16 protein-coding genes are annotated in these 17,606 nt (G+C 54.5%); 7 read left to right on the forward strand and 9 right to left on the reverse strand.

All coding sequences use genetic code 11. The features are described from left to right. Nucleotides 1–60 precede the first annotated feature (60 nt). The 3 genes from KGA69_RS15590 to KGA69_RS15600 all read left to right on the forward strand — a co-directional run bounded on the left by KGA69_RS15590 (nucleotide 61) and on the right by KGA69_RS15600 (nucleotide 1,559). Nucleotides 61–342: a YcgL domain-containing protein gene (locus KGA69_RS15590; RefSeq protein WP_026612271.1), complete on the forward strand. Its 282-nt coding sequence runs from the start codon at nucleotides 61–63 to the stop codon at nucleotides 340–342. 17 nt (nucleotides 343–359) lie between these two features. Further along, the gene (locus KGA69_RS15595) at nucleotides 360–1,019 is read left to right on the forward strand and encodes a fumarylacetoacetate hydrolase family protein (protein WP_045390418.1); all 660 of its coding nucleotides are present in this window, start codon (nucleotides 360–362) and stop codon (nucleotides 1,017–1,019) included. Nucleotides 1,020–1,112: 93 nt separating this feature from the next. Continuing rightward, on the forward strand, nucleotides 1,113–1,559 hold the full coding sequence (locus tag KGA69_RS15600; protein ID WP_045390420.1) for a YcgN family cysteine cluster protein: 447 nt from the start codon (nucleotides 1,113–1,115) through the stop codon (nucleotides 1,557–1,559). A gap of 521 nt (nucleotides 1,560–2,080) precedes the next feature. Here KGA69_RS15600 and KGA69_RS15605 read toward each other — a convergent pair. The 3 genes from KGA69_RS15605 to nhaB all read right to left on the reverse strand — a co-directional run bounded on the left by KGA69_RS15605 (nucleotide 2,081) and on the right by nhaB (nucleotide 4,758). Then, nucleotides 2,081–2,425: a TehB family protein gene (locus KGA69_RS15605; protein WP_045390422.1), complete on the reverse strand. Its 345-nt coding sequence runs from the start codon at nucleotides 2,423–2,425 to the stop codon at nucleotides 2,081–2,083. Between the two features lie 119 nt (nucleotides 2,426–2,544). Next, nucleotides 2,545–3,075 (reverse strand): disulfide bond formation protein DsbB, encoded by a 531-nt coding sequence (dsbB, locus tag KGA69_RS15610; protein WP_015705844.1) that lies wholly within the window; start codon nucleotides 3,073–3,075, stop codon nucleotides 2,545–2,547. A gap of 132 nt (nucleotides 3,076–3,207) precedes the next feature. Then, complete coding sequence (gene nhaB, locus KGA69_RS15615) at nucleotides 3,208–4,758, reverse strand: sodium/proton antiporter NhaB (RefSeq protein WP_045390425.1); 1,551 nt, start codon at nucleotides 4,756–4,758, stop codon at nucleotides 3,208–3,210. Nucleotides 4,759–4,993: 235 nt separating this feature from the next. On the opposite strand from nhaB, the gene fadR reads away from it, so the two are divergent. Continuing rightward, the gene (gene fadR, locus KGA69_RS15620; RefSeq protein WP_045390428.1) at nucleotides 4,994–5,713 is read left to right on the forward strand and encodes a fatty acid metabolism transcriptional regulator FadR; all 720 of its coding nucleotides are present in this window, start codon (nucleotides 4,994–4,996) and stop codon (nucleotides 5,711–5,713) included. 67 nt (nucleotides 5,714–5,780) lie between these two features. Here the strand turns inward: fadR and KGA69_RS15625 are convergent, their stop codons facing one another. Continuing rightward, nucleotides 5,781–7,313 carry a SpoVR family protein gene (locus KGA69_RS15625; RefSeq protein WP_015705842.1) on the reverse strand — a complete coding sequence of 511 codons (1,533 nt, stop codon included), beginning with the start codon at nucleotides 7,311–7,313 and terminating at the stop codon, nucleotides 5,781–5,783. 321 nt (nucleotides 7,314–7,634) lie between these two features. On the opposite strand from KGA69_RS15625, the gene KGA69_RS15630 reads away from it, so the two are divergent. Both KGA69_RS15630 and dadX read left to right on the forward strand, forming a co-directional pair. After that, entirely contained in the window at nucleotides 7,635–8,933 is a 1,299-nt protein-coding gene (locus tag KGA69_RS15630; protein ID WP_047050672.1) for a D-amino acid dehydrogenase, read from the forward strand. A gap of 9 nt (nucleotides 8,934–8,942) precedes the next feature. Continuing rightward, entirely contained in the window at nucleotides 8,943–10,013 is a 1,071-nt protein-coding gene (gene dadX, locus KGA69_RS15635) for a catabolic alanine racemase DadX (protein WP_047045256.1), read from the forward strand. Nucleotides 10,014–10,029: 16 nt separating this feature from the next. On the opposite strand, the gene KGA69_RS15640 is transcribed toward dadX, so the two are convergent. Both KGA69_RS15640 and ldcA read right to left on the reverse strand, forming a co-directional pair. Continuing rightward, a complete protein-coding gene (locus KGA69_RS15640; protein ID WP_015366069.1) occupies nucleotides 10,030–11,763 on the reverse strand; it encodes a potassium/proton antiporter in 1,734 nt (577 codons plus the stop codon). A 90-nt stretch (nucleotides 11,764–11,853) separates the two neighbouring features. Then, complete coding sequence (ldcA, locus tag KGA69_RS15645) at nucleotides 11,854–12,768, reverse strand: muramoyltetrapeptide carboxypeptidase (RefSeq protein ID WP_045390435.1); 915 nt, start codon at nucleotides 12,766–12,768, stop codon at nucleotides 11,854–11,856. Between the two features lie 95 nt (nucleotides 12,769–12,863). On the opposite strand from ldcA, the gene emtA reads away from it, so the two are divergent. Beyond that, nucleotides 12,864–13,475, forward strand: a complete 612-nt coding sequence (gene emtA, locus KGA69_RS15650; protein ID WP_015366071.1) for a membrane-bound lytic murein transglycosylase EmtA — start codon at nucleotides 12,864–12,866, stop codon at nucleotides 13,473–13,475. A 57-nt stretch (nucleotides 13,476–13,532) separates the two neighbouring features. Here emtA and KGA69_RS15655 read toward each other — a convergent pair whose 3' ends face one another. From KGA69_RS15655 to KGA69_RS15665, 3 genes are all read right to left on the reverse strand, one after another. Continuing rightward, nucleotides 13,533–14,354, reverse strand: coding sequence for a DUF2207 domain-containing protein (locus KGA69_RS15655; RefSeq protein WP_213292438.1), 822 nt, complete (start codon nucleotides 14,352–14,354; stop codon nucleotides 13,533–13,535). Between the two features lie 15 nt (nucleotides 14,355–14,369). Further along, the gene (locus KGA69_RS15660) at nucleotides 14,370–15,221 is read right to left on the reverse strand and encodes a TIGR04222 domain-containing membrane protein (protein WP_213292439.1); all 852 of its coding nucleotides are present in this window, start codon (nucleotides 15,219–15,221) and stop codon (nucleotides 14,370–14,372) included. Nucleotides 15,222–15,419: 198 nt separating this feature from the next. Continuing rightward, nucleotides 15,420–17,540 carry a TonB-dependent siderophore receptor gene (locus KGA69_RS15665; RefSeq protein WP_213292440.1) on the reverse strand — a complete coding sequence of 707 codons (2,121 nt, stop codon included), beginning with the start codon at nucleotides 17,538–17,540 and terminating at the stop codon, nucleotides 15,420–15,422. Between the last annotated feature and the right edge of the window lie 66 nt (nucleotides 17,541–17,606).

A 17,606-nucleotide genomic window follows, 5' to 3' on the forward strand; every position in this document is an offset into this window, starting at 1 on the left:
CATGTTATAGTCACTCATATATTGAGGCAAGTGACCACGGGTCTAATTCCGAGTAAAACTATGTTTTGTGTGATCTATCGAAGTACTAAACGTGAACAAACCTATTTATATGTCGAAAAAAAGGACGATTTCTCGCGCGTCCCGCCGGAACTGATGGCAAGCTTCGGCACCCCGCAGATGACCATGCTGCTGCCGCTCGACGGGCGCAAGACGCTGGCTAACGCTGACCTCGAAAAAGTAAAACAAGCGCTCGTCGATCAGGGCTATTACCTTCAACTTCCTCCCCCTCCTGAGAATCTACTTAAGAAACACCTCGCGGAACAGGGGAATAAATCCGATTAACCCATTGAGGGAAAATAATGTACCAACATCATAACTGGCAGGGTGAGTTACTGGATTATCCAGTGAGCAAAGTGGTTTGCGTTGGCAGTAATTACGCAAAACATATTAAGGAGATGGGCAGCGCGATGCCGGAAGAACCGGTGTTGTTTATTAAACCTGAAACGGCGCTATGCGATATCCGCCAGCCGTTGGTACTGCCTGAAGGATTGGGCTCGGTGCATCATGAGGTTGAACTGGCGGTGCTGATTGGCAGTACCCTGCGACAGGCCAGCGAAGACCACGTACGCAAGGCGATTGCCGGTTATGGCGTAGCGCTGGATCTCACCCTGCGTGATATTCAGGGCAAGATGAAAAAGGCCGGGCAACCGTGGGAGAAAGCTAAGGGGTTTGATAACGCCTGTCCGATCTCCGGTTTTATTCCTGCCGCCGAGTTCAACGGCGATCCGCAAAATACGCCGCTAAGCCTGAAGATTAATGGTGAAGTCCGCCAGCAGGGGACGACTGCGGATATGATTCATAAGATCGTACCGCTAATTGCCTATATGTCGCGCTTCTTTACGCTAAAAGCGGGCGATATCATCCTGACCGGGACCCCGGACGGTGTCGGGCCGCTGGCCAGCGGCGACGAGCTGGAAGTCGGCTTCAATGGTTTGACGTTGTCTACCCGCGTGCTGTAAAGTCCGCTTGCCGCCTTTTGGGGCGGCAAAACTTGCATCGGCGTGCCAGACTGGTTATAAGGTGCACCCTGAATTGCAATGACGGACATCCCAATGAGCGAACAACCTTTCTGGCAACAAAAAACACTGGATGAAATGACCGACGCGGAGTGGGAATCACTGTGCGACGGCTGCGGACAGTGCTGCCTGCATAAGCTAATGGATGAAGATACCGACGAGATTTACTTTACTAACGTCGCCTGCCGTCAGCTCAACATTAAAACCTGCCAGTGCCGCAACTACGAGCGTCGCTTCGAGTACGAACCGGACTGCATCAAACTCACGCGTGAGAATCTGCCGACCTTCGAATGGCTGCCGCACACCTGCGCCTATCGCCTGCTGGCGGAAGGTAAACCGCTGCCGCACTGGCATCCGCTGCTGACCGGCTCAAAAGTGGCGATGCACGGCGAACGTATTTCCGTGCGCCATATAGCGGTGAAAGAGTCCACCGTCGTCGACTGGCAGGACCATATCTTAAACAAACCAGACTGGGCGCAGTAAGCTCGTTGAAATATTAGAACCGGGCATTCCCTGCCTGCGCGGCCCGGTTCTTTGTACGCATCAATATCCCATCATTCTTAATGCCAGCCAGATAATTCCCGCCCACAATAAAGCGCATGGAAAAATAACAACACTAAGAGAACGCCAGCCGTTTCTACTCATCGGAAACCCCACATTTAAGTCATCATCACCAGGTGCGTTTGGCATTTCATCATCGGCGCGGGGGCGGGGAACTTTAGGAATATTTGTAAAGCAGATGTAGATAAAAATAGACCCGGCGCGGTGGCCGGGCTGAGAGGGAGTTGACGAGCTGCCAGGTCTCCCCGGCGCGATGACTGCTTGCGGCGATCAGATGGGCAGGAAACTCATCATCAAATACGCGACGACAATGCAGATTAGCGTCATATACCAGACTATGCTCATGGTGACTTATCCCATTTCAGACTCAAGAAAGACGAGCCTATCGGGTAACGACTTTAAACATCCGGATGTCGATTTTCAACCGCAAGCACGTGAGGGGCTTAGCTTTTCCTGGCGTGGAACAGGCCGTCTTCGCCGTGGCTTTCATCTTCAACCCAGAAGTTAATATTGAATTGGGCATCATCGCTGAGCTCGATACGATGCCAGTATTGCGGCGGGCTGGTGGCGAACTGCCCGGCATTAATGACGACTTTCATCTCCGGTTCGCTAGCCTGCTCATCATGAAAACCGTAATAAGTTACTGTGCCTTCCATTACGCACAGCTGACCGAAAACGTTAGCGGCAGTATTGTGATGGGTGAGCAGCGCTGGCGGAACATTTTCTTTAGTGAAGAACGGAGTGGAGCGTTTGACTTTCCAGTTAGCCGGGATACGCAGGTGAGACATAGTGAGCTCCTTAGTGGATGCAAATAAGATGTATTTAATATGCAACTTTAAAGGGGCGTCGTCAACTTACAGGCACAAAAAACGCCCCCGAAGGAGCGTTTACCATCTGGCAGGATAGCTTAACGGCCGAACAGATCGCGCTTTTTGGCTTTAAATGGCTGAGCGATCAGTACCAGCAGGCCGATGACCAGATAAGCGGCAAAGATGCCTACCAGCCACTGCGGCATTTCCAGAGTCAGGAATTCCCACTGGCGCACGGAACAGTCGCCGGTGGCAACGAATACCTGCGGTAGCCATTTATCCAGCGGCAGCCACGTCGGGAAACGAGCGGCGAAATCGCAGGTCTGGAACGGAGAAGGGTGTAGCTGAATCATGGTGTGCTCCCAGGCTAACTGCAGACCGCGCAGTGCGCTGTATAGCCAGATGAGCAACGCGACATAGCGCAGCGGGGTTTTCGGCGCGATAGCGCCCACCAGACCGGCGCCCATAATGCCAAACAGAGCGCAGCGTTCGTAAATACACAACACGCAGGGCTGCAGCAGCATCACGTGCTGGAACCACAGCGCCACTAATTCAAGTATAAAAGCGGTTAACGCCATCAAGAGCCAGGCGCCGCGTCCCCTTGAGCACTGGTTTAAGTATTGCAACATAATCATTTCCCTGGAACATGCTAAATCATGGCAGTGTAAACGAAAACTACCGCGACGCCATCCGCTAGTCGGAAAATATTACGTAAATGAATATTCGTTACCCGGGGGGAACCCGGGTAACGGGCTGCGCAATTAGGGCAGTACTGGGGTGGTCAACCAGCCGTGGCTGAGCATCCACTGGGTGGCCGGCATCAACAGGGTTTCGACGCACAGCAGGCCGACCAGCGTGAGCACGATGGTATAGGGAAGCGCCATCCACACCATTCTGCCATAAGAGAGGCGGATCAGCGGCGCCAGCGCCGAGGTCAACAGGAACAGGAACGCGGCCTGGCCGTTGGGGGTCGCGACGGAAGGCAGGTTAGTGCCGGTATTAATGGCGACCGCCAGCATTTCAAACTGCTGCAGGCTGATAACGCCGTGTTCCAGCGCCGCTTTTGCTTCGTTGATATACACCGTACCGACAAAGACGTTATCGGAGATGGACGACAGCAGGCCATTAAACAAATAGAACAGCGATAGCTGAGCGTGCGGTGAAGCCTGCAGGACGAACTCAATCACCGGGGCAAACAGATGCTGATCGATAATCACCGCCACAATGGCGAAAAAGACCGTCAGCAGGGCGGTAAACGGCAGCGCTTCGGTAAAGGCTTTACCGATGGCGTGTTCGTCGGTCACGCCGGAAAAGGTGGTCGCCAGCACGATGACGGAGAGGCCAATCAGGCCAACTTCCGCCAGATGCAGGGCGAGGGCGGCAATCAGCCACACGCCGATGATCCCTTGAGCGATAAGGCGCATCCGATCCTGGCGGCTGCGGCTCTGGCGGCTACGGTCGTCGAAATCCTGCAGGACTTTGCGCACCGGGACTGGCAGCGGCTCGCCATAGCCAAACAGGCGGAATTTTTCCAGCAACAGGCAGGTTATCAGGCCGCATACGATTACCGGCAGGGTTACCGGCGACATACGGATGAAGAATTCGCCGAAGTGCCAGCCGGCGGCTTTGGCGATAATCAGGTTCTGCGGTTCGCCGACCATGGTCATCACGCCGCCGAGCGCGGTACCGACGCCGGCGTGCATCATCAGGCTGCGTAAAAAGCTGCGGAACTGTTCGAGCACGTCGCGGTAGTGTTGATCGATATGGCTGTCATCAAGCATGTCGTTATCATCAGGCCGCGCGGAGGCGACGCGATGATAAATACCGTAAAAGCCGACCGCTACGCTAATGACCACCGCAACAACAGTTAGCGCGTCAAGGAAGGCGGAGAGAAAAGCCGCTGCCAGGCAGAAGGCCAGCGACAGCAGCATCTTGCTGCGGATCCCGAGGAGCAGCCGAGTAAAAATAAACAGCAATAGCTGCTTCATGAAGTAGATCCCGGCCACCATGAACATCAGCAGCAGCAGGACTTCGAGATTATTGGCTATTTCTTCGCGAATATGTTCGGGGCTGGTCATACCGATCAGCACCGCTTCTATCGCCAGCAGGCCGCCAGGCAGCAGCGGGTAGCATTTGAGCGCCATCGCCAGGGTGAAGATAAACTCCACCACTAACAGCCAACCGGCGACAAACGGTTGAAGATAAAACGCCAGCGGGTTAACCACCAGGAAGATAATCAGGAGAAGCTTGTACCAGTCTGGCGACTGGCCAAGAAAATTGCGCCACAGGGCGCGGCCATAAGACATTTCCACGACAGAGGTCCTTCCGTCAAACAACATGATTTTATGCGTAACTATTGCAAGATTACCAGTTGAGTAAAAAGGGAAGCAACTTTCTTCGCGGCGCATTACAGGTAATGGAAGGCGTTAAGCAAAAGCTGAAAATGAAACGGCGATCCCCTTTTAATTACTTTCAGATGCTATCTGGCGTATGGCTGCTCTGGTATGATGAGTGCAATTTGCAACGCTGTGTAATGGAAATCTTATTATGGTCATTAAGGCGCAAAGCCCTGCGGGTTTCGCGGAAGAGTACATCATTGAAAGTATCTGGAATAATCGTTTCCCGCCTGGATCCATTCTCCCTGCTGAACGTGAACTTTCTGAACTGATTGGTGTGACCCGAACCACTCTGCGCGAAGTGTTGCAACGTCTGGCCCGTGATGGCTGGTTGACTATCCAGCATGGTAAACCGACGAAAGTGAACAACTTCTGGGAAACCTCCGGACTGAATATCCTTGAAACGCTGGCGCGTCTCGACCACGATAGCGTGCCGCAGCTGATTGATAACTTGCTGTCGGTGCGAACCAATATCTCAACGATTTTTATTCGTACCGCTTTCCGCCAGCACCCGGACAAAGCGCTGGAGGTCCTGGCTACCGCGCGTGAAGTTGAAGATCATGCCGATGCTTTCGCCGAACTGGACTACAACATCTTCCGCGGTCTGGCGTTTGCCTCCGGCAACCCGATCTACGGTCTGATCCTCAACGGCATGAAGGGGCTGTATACCCGCATTGGTCGTCACTATTTTGCTAATCCGGAAGCGCGTAGCCTGGCGCTGGGTTTCTACCACCAGTTGGCGAAAGTGTGCGAAGAGAGTCAGCACGATAAAGTGTACGAAATCGTCCGCGCCTATGGCCACAACAGCGGCGAGATTTGGCATCGGATGCAAAAAACGCTGCCCGGCGATTTAGCCATCAATATGCGCTAAGTACGGACCACCCTATAAAAAATGCCCGGATAATCCGGGCATTTCGCTTTTTGACACTTGATCCGATTTACAACGCGTTCTGCCGCGGCGGGGTGCGATCCAACAGCTCAACGCTGCCGTCGGCATTCTGCTGCTCAAGGATCACGTCAAAGCCCCACAGGCGGTGAACGTGTTTAAGCACTTCGCGACGGCTCTTATCCAGCGGCACGCGGTTGTGCGGCACATAGCGCAGCGTCAGCGAACGGTCGCCGCGCAGGTCAACGTTCCAGACCTGAATATTCGGCTCAAGATTGCTGAGGTTATACTGCGCCGACAGCTTAGAACGAATTTCCCGATAGCCTTCCTCATTATGAATGGCGGAAATCTCCAGGTAATTATTATGGTCGTCATCGAGTACCGTGAATAAGCGGAAGTCTCGCATCACCTTCGGCGACAGGAACTGGCTAATAAAGCTCTCATCTTTAAAATCGCGCATGGCGAAATGCAGCGTCTCCAGCCAATCGGAGCCGGCGATATCCGGGAACCAGTAGCGGTCTTCTTCCGTTGGCGACTGGCAGATACGTTTAATATCCTGGAACATAGCGAAACCCAGCGCGTAGGGGTTGATCCCGCTGTACCACGGGCTGTTGTAGGGCGGCTGGAACACCACGTTGGTGTGGCTGTGCAGAAACTCCAGCATAAAGCGCTCGGTCACTTTACCTTCGTCATACAGATGATTGAGGATGGTGTAGTGCCAGAATGTCGCCCAGCCCTCGTTCATGACCTGAGTCTGCTTCTGCGGATAAAAATACTGGCTGACCTTACGAACGATACGCAGGATCTCGCGCTGCCAGGACTCAAGCAGCGGCGCGTTCTTCTCCATAAAGTACAGCAGATTCTCCTGCGGTTCGGAAGGATAGCGGCGGCTTGCCTCGATGGCTTTTTCCTCTTCCCGTTTTGGCAGAGTACGCCATAGCATGTTCACCTGGCTTTGCAGATACTCTTCGCGGCTTTTCTGCCGCGCCTTCTCCTCCTGCAGCGATATTTTCTGCGGGCGTTTGTAGCGGTCGACGCCGTAGTTCATCAGCGCATGGCAGGAGTCGAGCAATTTTTCAACTTCATCGACGCCGTAACGCTCTTCACATTCGGTAATGTATTTACGCGCAAAGATCAGATAGTCGATGATTGAGCTGGCATCGGTCCAACTGCGGAACAGATAGTTATTTTTAAAGAAGGAGTTGTGCCCATAGCAGGCGTGCGCCATTACCAGCGCCTGCATGGTAATCGTGTTCTCCTCCATTAAATAAGCGATACACGGGTTGGAGTTAATGACTATCTCATAGGCCAGACCTTGCTGGCCGTGTTTATACGCCTGTTCGGTTTCGATAAATTTTTTGCCGAACGACCAGTGCGGATAGTTGATCGGCATCCCGACGCTGGAGTAGGCGTCCATCATCTGTTCGGAGGTGATCACCTCGATTTGATGCGGATAGGTATCGAGACGATACAGCTTCGCCACCCGGTCGACCTCGGCAAGATAGGTTTCCAGCAGTTCAAAAGTCCAGTCGGGTCCATCGCTTAACCGGGTGGTGTCCCTGTTCATGGAATCAATCGTAGCCATTAGCGCGCCCTCGTTGTTGGTGGTTCTCTCTTTGTGGAGAACCTCTTATCAAGCATAGAACACGCCATAACAAACTGCGTCTGCGGGTAATTTCTTTTCTTCGCGATATCACAATCCCAAAGGCCTTAATTTAACATTTACTTAGCATTTTATGCTTAGGAAAAATAAAGCGCAGCACGAGATCGTAAATCTCTGGTGTCAGTGCTGGTGCGGTTTGGTGTGAGATAAGTCACCATAAATAAAGCGTATGTTGAATAATATTTTCATCTGGGTTATCAATTTGTAATTAGATGATTGTTCTTTAACTATTACGGAGTGGCTATGCGAGTCGTCATACTGGGAAGTGGGGTGGTTGGGGTAGCGAGCGCCTGGTATTTAAGCCAGGCGGGACATGAGGTGACGGTTATCGACCGTCAGCCAGGGCCCGCTGAAGAAACCAGCGCCGCCAACGCCGGGCAGATCTCTCCCGGCTACGCGGCGCCGTGGGCGGCGCCGGGCGTGCCGCTGAAGGCGATTAAATGGATGTTCCAGCGCCATGCGCCATTGGCGATTGGCCTTGACGGCACGCAGTTCCAGCTCAAGTGGATGTGGCAGATGCTACGTAACTGCGATACCCGCCACTATATGGAAAACAAAGGGCGTATGGTGCGCCTGGCGGAATATAGCCGTGATTGCCTGAAAGCGCTGCGTGAAACCACCGGTATCCAGTATGAAGGCCGCCAGGGCGGCACCCTGCAGCTCTTCCGCACCGAAAAACAGTATGAGAACGCCACTCGTGATATCGCCGTGCTGGAAGAGGCTGGCGTACCGTATCAACTGCTGGAAGCCAACCGCCTGCTCGAAGTCGAACCGGCGCTGGCGGAAGTCAGCCATAAACTGACCGGCGGCCTGCGCCTGCCAAATGATGAAACCGGCGATTGCCAGCTCTTCACTACCCGTCTGGCGGCGATGGCCGAGGCGGCAGGGGTGACTTTCCGCTTTAATACCTCCGTCGATGCGCTGCTTTACGAAGGCGATCAAATCGCCGGTGTGAAATGCGGCGACGAAATTATTAAGGGCGACGCCTACGTGATGGCGTTTGGTTCTTACTCCACCGCGATGCTTAAAGGGCTGGTGGACATCCCGGTCTATCCTCTGAAAGGCTACTCGTTAACTATTCCGATTGCCGAAGAGAGCGGCGCGCCGGTATCGACTATCCTTGATGAGACTTACAAAATCGCGATTACCCGTTTCGATCAGCGTATTCGCGTTGGCGGGATGGCGGAAATTGTCGGCTTTAATAAAGAGCTGCTGAAGCCGCGCCGCGAGACGCTGGAGATGGTGGTTCGCGATCTGTTCCCGCGCGGCGGCTACGTTGAGCAGGCGACCTTCTGGACCGGCCTGCGACCGATGACGCCGGACGGTACGCCGGTGGTTGGCCGCACGCCGTACAAAAATCTGTGGCTGAACACCGGGCACGGTACGCTGGGCTGGACCATGGCCTGCGGGTCCGGGCAGCTTCTGAGCGATCTGATCTCCGGGCGTACGCCGGCGATCCCTTATGATGATCTGGCCGTGGCACGTTACAGCCCGGGCTTTACGCCGGCTCGCGCTCAGCATCTGCACGGCGTGCATAACTAAGGAGCCTCCATGTCTCGTCCGGTAAAAGCCAGCATTGACCTGTCGGCTTTACGTCAGAATTTACAGATTGTTCGCCGCGCTGCCCCTGGGGCGCGCGTTTGGGCGGTGGTGAAGGCCAATGCCTATGGCCATGGCCTGGCGCGGATGTGGCAGGCGCTGAACGCCGCAGATGGCTACGCATTGCTGAATCTCGAAGAGGCGATCCTACTGCGGGAAAAGGGCTGGAAAGGGCCGATTCTGCTGCTGGAAGGATTCTTTCACGCCGATGAACTGGCGCTGCTGGATAAGTATCGCCTGACCACCAGCGTACACAGCAACTGGCAAATTAAAGCGCTGCAGCAGGCTAAACTGCATGCGCCGCTGGATATCTATCTCAAAGTAAATAGCGGTATGAACCGGCTGGGCTTTATGCCAGAACGAGTGCATACCGTCTGGCAACAGCTGCGATCGCTCGCCAACGTCGGTGAAATGACGCTGATGTCGCATTTCGCTGATGCGGAAAACCCGGATGGCATCGTGGAGCCCTTGCGCCGTATCGAGCAGGCGGCGGAGGGGCTGGACTGCCCGCGTTCGTTGTCGAACTCAGCGGCCACGTTGTGGCATCCGGAAGCGCACTTTGATTGGGTGCGCCCGGGAATTGTGCTGTACGGCGCATCGCCGTCGGGTCAGTGGCGGGATATTGCCAATAGCGGCTTGAAACCGGCGATGACCCTCAGCAGTGAAGTGATTGCCGTACAGACGCTGAAAAGCGGCGAACGGGTGGGCTATGGTGGGCTGTATCAGGCATCCGGCGAGCAGCGCATCGGCATTGTCGCCTGCGGTTATGCCGACGGCTATCCACGCGTCGCCCCGAGCGGCACGCCGGTGCTGGTCGACGGCGTACGCACCACCACCGTCGGGCGTATTTCGATGGATATGTTGGCGGTAGATCTGACACCTTGTCCGCATGCGGGTATTGGCGCGCCGGTTGAGTTGTGGGGGCAGGAGATTAAGATTGACGATGTCGCTGCGGCCAGCGGCACCGTCGGTTATGAATTAATGTGCGCTCTGGCGCCGCGCGTACCGGTGGTGACAGTGTAACTTTGTGTGAGGCGGATCACTCCGCCTCATCTTCCGCAACCCGCACACCCACCTTCAGTACGTGGTCGTCCTCTTTTTCGGCGACCGTCCACACCATACCGGCAAACTCCACCTGATCGCCGACGACCGGCGCGGCGCCCAACAGTTGCTGAATCACATCGCCCAGCGACTGCTGATGTTCGCGAAATTCTTCACCGCCGTCGAGGCCATAAATCTGCGCCACATCGGCGAATTTAGCTTCCGCATCGAGGATAAAGTCGCCAAAGAACCGCTGATCGAGCGAGACCGGCGGCGACTGGCTGAACATTTTACCCAGCGCCGGCAGGTCGCGCTCGCGGCCGATAACGCAAAGAATATCGCCATCCATCAGCCGCGTGCTGCCGGTAGGATGCAGCAGTACGTTGTCGCGGAAGAGTGCGGCGATACGCGTCTCCGGCGGCATGTGGAGGTCGCGCAACGCTGCGCCAACGCACCATTTATCATCACCCAACTGGTAGACAAACTGTTCCCACGGATTTTCCGGATGGATATCCAGCCCGACGCGTGAGATAGGCCAGCCGACCGGCGGTACCACGACCTTCGCTTTTTTCGCCGCCCAGGAGAGCGAGGTGCCCTGAAGCAGCAGTGAAATCAGCACCACGAAAAAGGCGACGTTAAAGAACAACCGCGCGTTCTCAAGCCCGGCCATCATCGGGAAAACGGCGAGGATAATCGGCACCGCGCCGCGCAAACCGACCCAGCTGATAAACACCCGCTCGCGCAGATTAAAACCGCGGAACGGCAGCAGGCCAGCAAATACCGACAGCGGACGCGCGATGAAGATCATCCACATTGACAGCAGTAGCGCCGGAATCGCGATCGGCCACAGGTCGGACGGTGTGACCAGCAGGCCGAGGACGAGGAACATGGCGATTTGCGCCAGCCACGCCAGGCCGTCAAAGTTTTGCAGAATGCCGTGGCGGTTGCGAATGGGTTTATTACCGAGCAGGAAACCGCAGAGATAGACCGCGAGGATACCGCTCCCGTTCAGTGAGGTGGTGACGGCGAAAATCATGATCCCGCCGCTTAGCGCCAGCAGCGGATAGAGCCCGGTAGGCAGGACGATGCGGTTAATCATCTGCAGCAGCAGATAACCGCCGCCGAGTCCAATAGCGATGCCCAGGCCAAACTGTTGAATGATATGCACCACAAACATCCAGCTCAGTCCGGCTTCATGCTGCTGGATCATTTCAATCAGGGTAATGGTGAGGAACACCGCCATCGGGTCGTTGCTGCCGGATTCAATTTCGAGGGTCGAGCCGACGCGCTCGTTAAGCCCTTTACCGCCGAGCAGCGAGAACACCGCCGCCGCATCGGTGGAGCCGACGATGGCGCCAATTAGTAGCCCTTCGATTAAATCGAGCTTGAACAGCCATGCCGCCATCATCCCGGTGAGGGCGGAGGTTATCAGCACGCCGACCGTCGCCAGCGACAGCGCTGGCCAGAGCGCCACGCGAAACGAACTGGCTTGGGTGCGCATTCCGCCGTCCAGTAGGATCACCGCCAGCGCGAGGTTACTCACCATATAGGCGAAAGGATAGTTATCGAAAGGAATGCCGCCGATACCGTCTACGCCTGCCAGCATACCGATGGCGAGGAAGATAACCAGAATCGGGATGCCGAGGCGTGAGGAGAAAGAACTCAATAAAATACTGCAGGTTACTAAAACAGAACCCAGGATAAACAGACTAATGACCGCAGCGGCGTCCAATGTTCACGTACTCCTTGTCAGCGTGAAGGGGTGAAAATTACACCATTTTAACAATCCGCGCGTTTGCAGGATACTCGCGCAGAGGAATTTTTATTCCGCCAGCACCGGATGGCCGCTTATCGTTAAGGTTGCGGCTGAGGCGTTGTTGACCAGCCGCGCCCGCGCGCCGAGAGGCAGGGTAACGGTGCGCTGTTCATGACCGAACTCGAGGCCGGTCAGCAGCGGGATGGTGAGTTGCTGACGTAGCCAGGCGTAGACGGTGGGAAGATCATAACCGTCGTCGTAGTCGTTGGGTTGCGCGCCGGTAAAACTGCCGAGCACGATAGCCCGCTGGCGGGCAAGGATCCCGCTGTTGAGTAACTGCAGCAGCATTCGTTCAACGCGGAACGGATGCTCGTTGATATCCTCAAGCACCAGAATACCGTCGTCAATCTGCGGGAGCCACGGCGTGCCGATGAGCGACGTGACCATCGCCAGATTGCCGCCCCACAGGGTCCCTTCGACGCGGCAGGTTGGGCCGTCGCTTTGCCATTCGAGGGTAAATTCTGGTTCGCGTAGCGCCTGCCAGAAGTGATGTTCAGTAAACGCATTCAGGGTTTCGGCGCCGAAATTGCCCGCTAACATCGGCCCGCTGAAGCTGATAGCGTTGGCTTTAGCCAGCAGTCCCATCTGGATGGCGGTGAAATCGCTGTGGCCGCAGATAAGCAGCGGTTCCCGCTGTTGGCGTTTCGATAATGCCTGCCAGTCGATATGCGGTAGTAACCGGGTGGCGCCATAGCCGCCGCGCACCGCCAGCACGATGTGGTTTTTTCCCTCAAGGGATGCAAGTTGGTTAATATCGGCCAGACGTTCGCTGTCGCTGCCGGCGAAACGCTGCTGTCGACGGGGGATCGCCTGTTGGTTCAGTACCTGATGACCGGCCTCCTGAAGACGGGCCACGCCAAGGGCCGCAGCCTGTTGATTGATACAGTAACCGGAAGGGGCGACCAGATAAAACTGAGACATGGCAATTCCTTGCAAAGAATGAAAGGGTTATCATGCCGCCTGGAACGTTTATTGTCATCTCCGTGCGGCAAACTTCAGCCAATAAGGATAGATGTGTGAAATTGAGATGGTTTGTTTTTTTATTTGTATTGTTGGCCGGTTGTAGCTCGAAGCACGATTACACCAATCCGCCGTGGAACCCGGAAGTCCCGGTGAAGCGGTCGATGCAGTGGATGCCGATCAGTGAAAAAGCCGGTGCCGCGTGGGGGGTTGACCCGCAGCTGATAACGGCGATCATCGCGATTGAGTCCGGCGGTAATCCCTCGGTGGTCAGTAAATCCGGTGCGGTAGGACTGATGCAGTTGAAGCCGTCGACCTCCGGGCGCGATGTCTATCAACGGATGGGCTGGCGTGGCCAGCCTTCGGTCAGCGAGCTGAAAAACCCGGAACGCAATATTTCGATGGGCGCCGCTTATCTGAGCATTCTGGAAAACGGCCCGCTGGCGGGGATTAAGGACCCGCAGGTGATGCGCTATGCGGTGGTGGTCTCTTATGCCAACGGCGCAGGCGCGCTGCTGCGCACCTTCTCGTCGAATCGCCAGGACGCCATCGACGAGATTAACGATCTTGATGCCGATGAGTTCTTTGAACACGTGGCGAAAAAGCATCCTGCCCCGCAGGCCCCGCGCTATATCTGGAAACTGCAGAAAGCGCTGGACGCGATGTAGCGTCATCTCTCACCCCGTCAGGCAGGATTCGCCTTGCGGGGTGCCTTTCAGATAATCCTAACTTTCGTGGCTAATTGAACTGATGTAGCTGACGGGACCAATCAACTCTTTGTAATCCCGGTAACTTTCAGGAAGGGACTCGATTCCATTAACCGCCACCACCAGCATAGCCGTGGCCTCATCCATTTCATCGCTAGTCTGGGCTAATTTTTCGCGTAATAATCCGATAAGCGCCTGAGAATTATTATGTGAGACCCCATTCAAATCCAGACGATTATGATCCCATACGTTGCAACCCCATGCAGTGAACCACAACAGGCTTCCTGTAACCATCAATATCCAACAAAAAGTGTTTTCAGCGACATCGACGTAGATAAATATTCGACAAGCTAATATTACGGCTAAGATGAGTGAGGGGATACTGAACAACAGAAAATTGCATCGGCGGCGTAGCATACTTAAGGCCAGCTCTGGGCTTTTTTGCTGATCCTGCCAGATGTTAAGGTTGGTGATATGCAGGCTAGTAGGCAGATCTTCATGACATGGTTTTCGTACCTCAAAATGGTCAAATAAAATTCTTTCAATGACGTTCATTTCATTGCTTGCATAACGTCCGTTAGCCAACATCTGCCCGGGCTCGGGGATCCACAGATATCCTTTATGTAACAAACTGAACATTGCTAACTGAATGACCCGCGTGCCGCCGCCGTCAATCCAGGCAAGAAGCCATGGGTCGATCCCGGTCGTTAACTGCTGGGCTTTAGCCGCAGGCCGCGTCAGGGCGATAATGATTCCGATAGAAAGATAAATAGCCGGGACGACAACGATAATACAGCCGAGAAACAGTAAAGGATGCATATGCATAATAAGAGTCCACATGATGTCGCCCTCAGACTACTCAAGCCGTTCAACAGAAAATGCATAATTTATTGGCTTGATGATCGTTATAAATTCACGATATTTCTCGGGTAGCAGGGAAGTTTTACCGATGGCGACGTAATAATCAGCTGTTTCATCCGTTGTTGTTTCGGCCTCAGCCATGAGAGTATCCTTTAATCTATTTACATAATTATGAACAATGTTAATTGAGATCCCCTCACGGTCCATCCGGGTGGCATTTAAGGTAATGATGAGCCAAAGTAACAACCAAAGCCCGGTAACGATAAGCATCATGAGCCAGCTTAATACGCCGGAGTGGATAAGCGTGCTACTATCGAAAAACGTTTTCCACAGATATGTACCGATTAAAATTAATGAAGGAACGACGATCAGGATCATATTCCACGTATGTTGCGCCGGACTGAGCATCAGGCCCCTACACTGGGGATCGTCTGACCAATGGTTTTTATCGGCGACGTAAAGAGAAAGGGGTAAATTCTGGGCGCTGGGTTTTGGTGTAGAAAAATGGTCAAAGAGTATTTTTTCTACACGAGTCATCTTGCACTCTGCATACTGCTGGTTGGCGCAAAGTTCGATATTCTCAGCGCAATGAATAATGATTACGTAGTTTTTTCTTAATAGCCTGAAAATGGCTAATTGAATAACGACGGTGGCTCTGCCCCGTAGCCAGGCAAGAAACGACGGAGATATGGAGTAAGGTGGTGGTATCGGCGTGTTTTTCTCAGAAGGACGAGTCTTTGAGATAATAATCATCACTAGAATATATATCACCGTGGTTGATAATATATGGTAACCCATAAAGGACAATGGGGATAAATCAGAGATGAAACTGATTAAATTGTTCACTTCACACTCCTTGTGATAACCGCAACCTTGCGCGTGAATTTTTACCAGAATAGTAGCTAGTTTAATAGGGTGGTTCTGGTTAAACAATAAATTTAGTTTGTCTGGCGGCTTTCATTAAAAAGCACTGATCAGATATTTGTGTGGTTTATGAAATTAAGCCTCCGACTTATTTCAGGAGGCTTATGTTTACGAGGTAAATTAAAAATCGTAGCCCACGGTTGCCGTGACGCTACGCTCAGCCCCCCAGTAACAGTTGCCGGTACCGTAGCAGCCGGAAATATACTCGCGATCGCCGATATTATTCGCATTAACCTGAATATAGGCGCCTTTCATCGCCGTTGACCATGCCCCGAGGTCGGCGCGCGCCATCGCATCTATCAGGGTGACTGACGGTAAACGCTCGGTATTGGCGTCATCGGCCCACTGCTTACCGATATAGCGCACACCCGCGCCAAGGGTGATACCCGCCGGCAATTGATAGCGCGCCCAGAATGAGGCCATCTGATCTGGCGTCAGCTGAGGGGTATTATTATCGGTGCCGTCTTTCGTGTCCTGAAAGCGCAGGCGATTCCAGGTATAAGAGGCAATCGTGCTCAATTGCGGCGTAATCTGGTTATGCGCTTCCAGCTCTACGCCCTGTGAATGCACTTTCCCGGCGGGAATATAGGTGGCGGTGGCGATGTTCGGATCGCGGGTGGCGACATCTTTTTGCATCAAATCGTAAATCGCGATGCTATACAAATCGCTGCTGCCCGGCGGCTGGAATTTCAAGCCGGCCTCCACCTGTTCGGCGGTGGTGGGTTTTAATAACGTACCATCGGCGCCCGGCAGCATCGCCGGGGTAATCGCCTGGCTGTAGCTTAAGTAGGGCGAAAGGCCATTATCGAGCGCGTACAGCAGCGAGGCGCGGCCGCTGATGCGATCGTCGGAGCGGCGGTTTGACGTGCCTGAAGTGTCGCTAACCTGTTGTGAAACGATGCGGTCGTAGCGTCCGGAAACGTCAAAGTGCCAACGATTCCACACCATTTCATCCTGCAGATAAAGCCCGGTCTGGTAATAACGGCGATTATTTTTATCGCTGTAGGTGATGGTATGCCCGGTTTGCGGCGTATAGCCGGTAAAGGGGTTAAGCGGCGCCGCGCCGCCGGCTCCGGTCCATAAATCGTTGCGGAAGCGATGATACTCAGCGCCGAGGATTAACGTATGCGCCACTTCACCGGTCGCGAAATCGGCGCGCAGGCGGTTATCGGTTGACCAGCCGTCCAGCGACCCGCGGGAACCGCTGTAGCCGCGGGAAAGCAGGTCGCTGTCACCCACCCAGCCAACCTGATAAACCTGATCCAGCGAGACATTCGTATGGGTATAGCTGCCCGCGGAGTAAGCCGACCAGACATCGCTGAACTGGTGGTTGAATTCATAGCTGTAGATTTGCTCGCGGCGCTGGTAGCCATCGCCCGGATCGCCTTCATTGGTGCTGGGTGAGAGCTTACGGCCGTTGTGCGCATAACGGGTACCATCCAGCGGCAGAGAGCCGTGGTAGCCGCCGGAGGGATCTTTTTGCAGGTAGGCGCGCAACAGCAGCGAAGTATCGCTATCCGGCTGCCACAGCAAGGAAGGCGAAATCGCATAGCGCTCTTCGCGGGTATGATCATACTGCGTATCGCTGCTGCGGGTCATGCCGATGAGCCGCCAGGCCCATTGGTCATTAATGGCATCGGTATAGTCGAAGGCCGCGCCCTTAGTATTTTGCGTGCCGCCGGTCAGGCGAAAGTGCCCCTGCTGGCTGAACTGCGGCCGTTTGGAGGTCAAATTGACCACCCCGCCCGGCACGCTTTGGCCATAAAGGGCGGAAGAGGGGCCGCGGATGACGTCGACGCGTTCAATAAACCATGGGTCGATCTGCAGTACGTTATGGCTGCCGCCGTCGCTCATCAGGCGCATGCCGTCAAGGAACAGGTTATCAACGTCGCCGCCGTGGTAGCCGCGCAGCGAGATGGTATCAAAGCGCGTCGCGCCGCCGCCAAAACTGGAATAAACCCCCGGCGTATACTGTAGGGCCTGGCTTACGGTATTGGCGCCCTGATCGGCGATCTGCTGGCGGGTGATCACCGATACCGACTGGGCGGTAGTAATCAACGGCTGGTCGGTTTTTGTGGCGCCGGTTGACGTTTTGGCGCTATAGCCTTGAGTTTGCGCGCTGGCGGAGTCGTCAGGTTGCGCGGTCACGATCAGGGTATCTTGCGCCTGAGCGGCGAGAGGGAAAGCGGCCGCGAGGGCGCACACCAGCGCGGAGCGCTTAAAATTAACAGAGGAGATCATGCCATAATCCTGAATAGCGCGGTCTGGCACTCCTGTGCGCCGCCGCGGAAATAAACGAAATGCTTT

The sequence above is a fragment of the Klebsiella sp. A52 genome (genome assembly GCF_018388785.1).
GTDB classification, from domain to species: Bacteria; Pseudomonadota; Gammaproteobacteria; order Enterobacterales; family Enterobacteriaceae; genus Klebsiella; species Klebsiella aerogenes.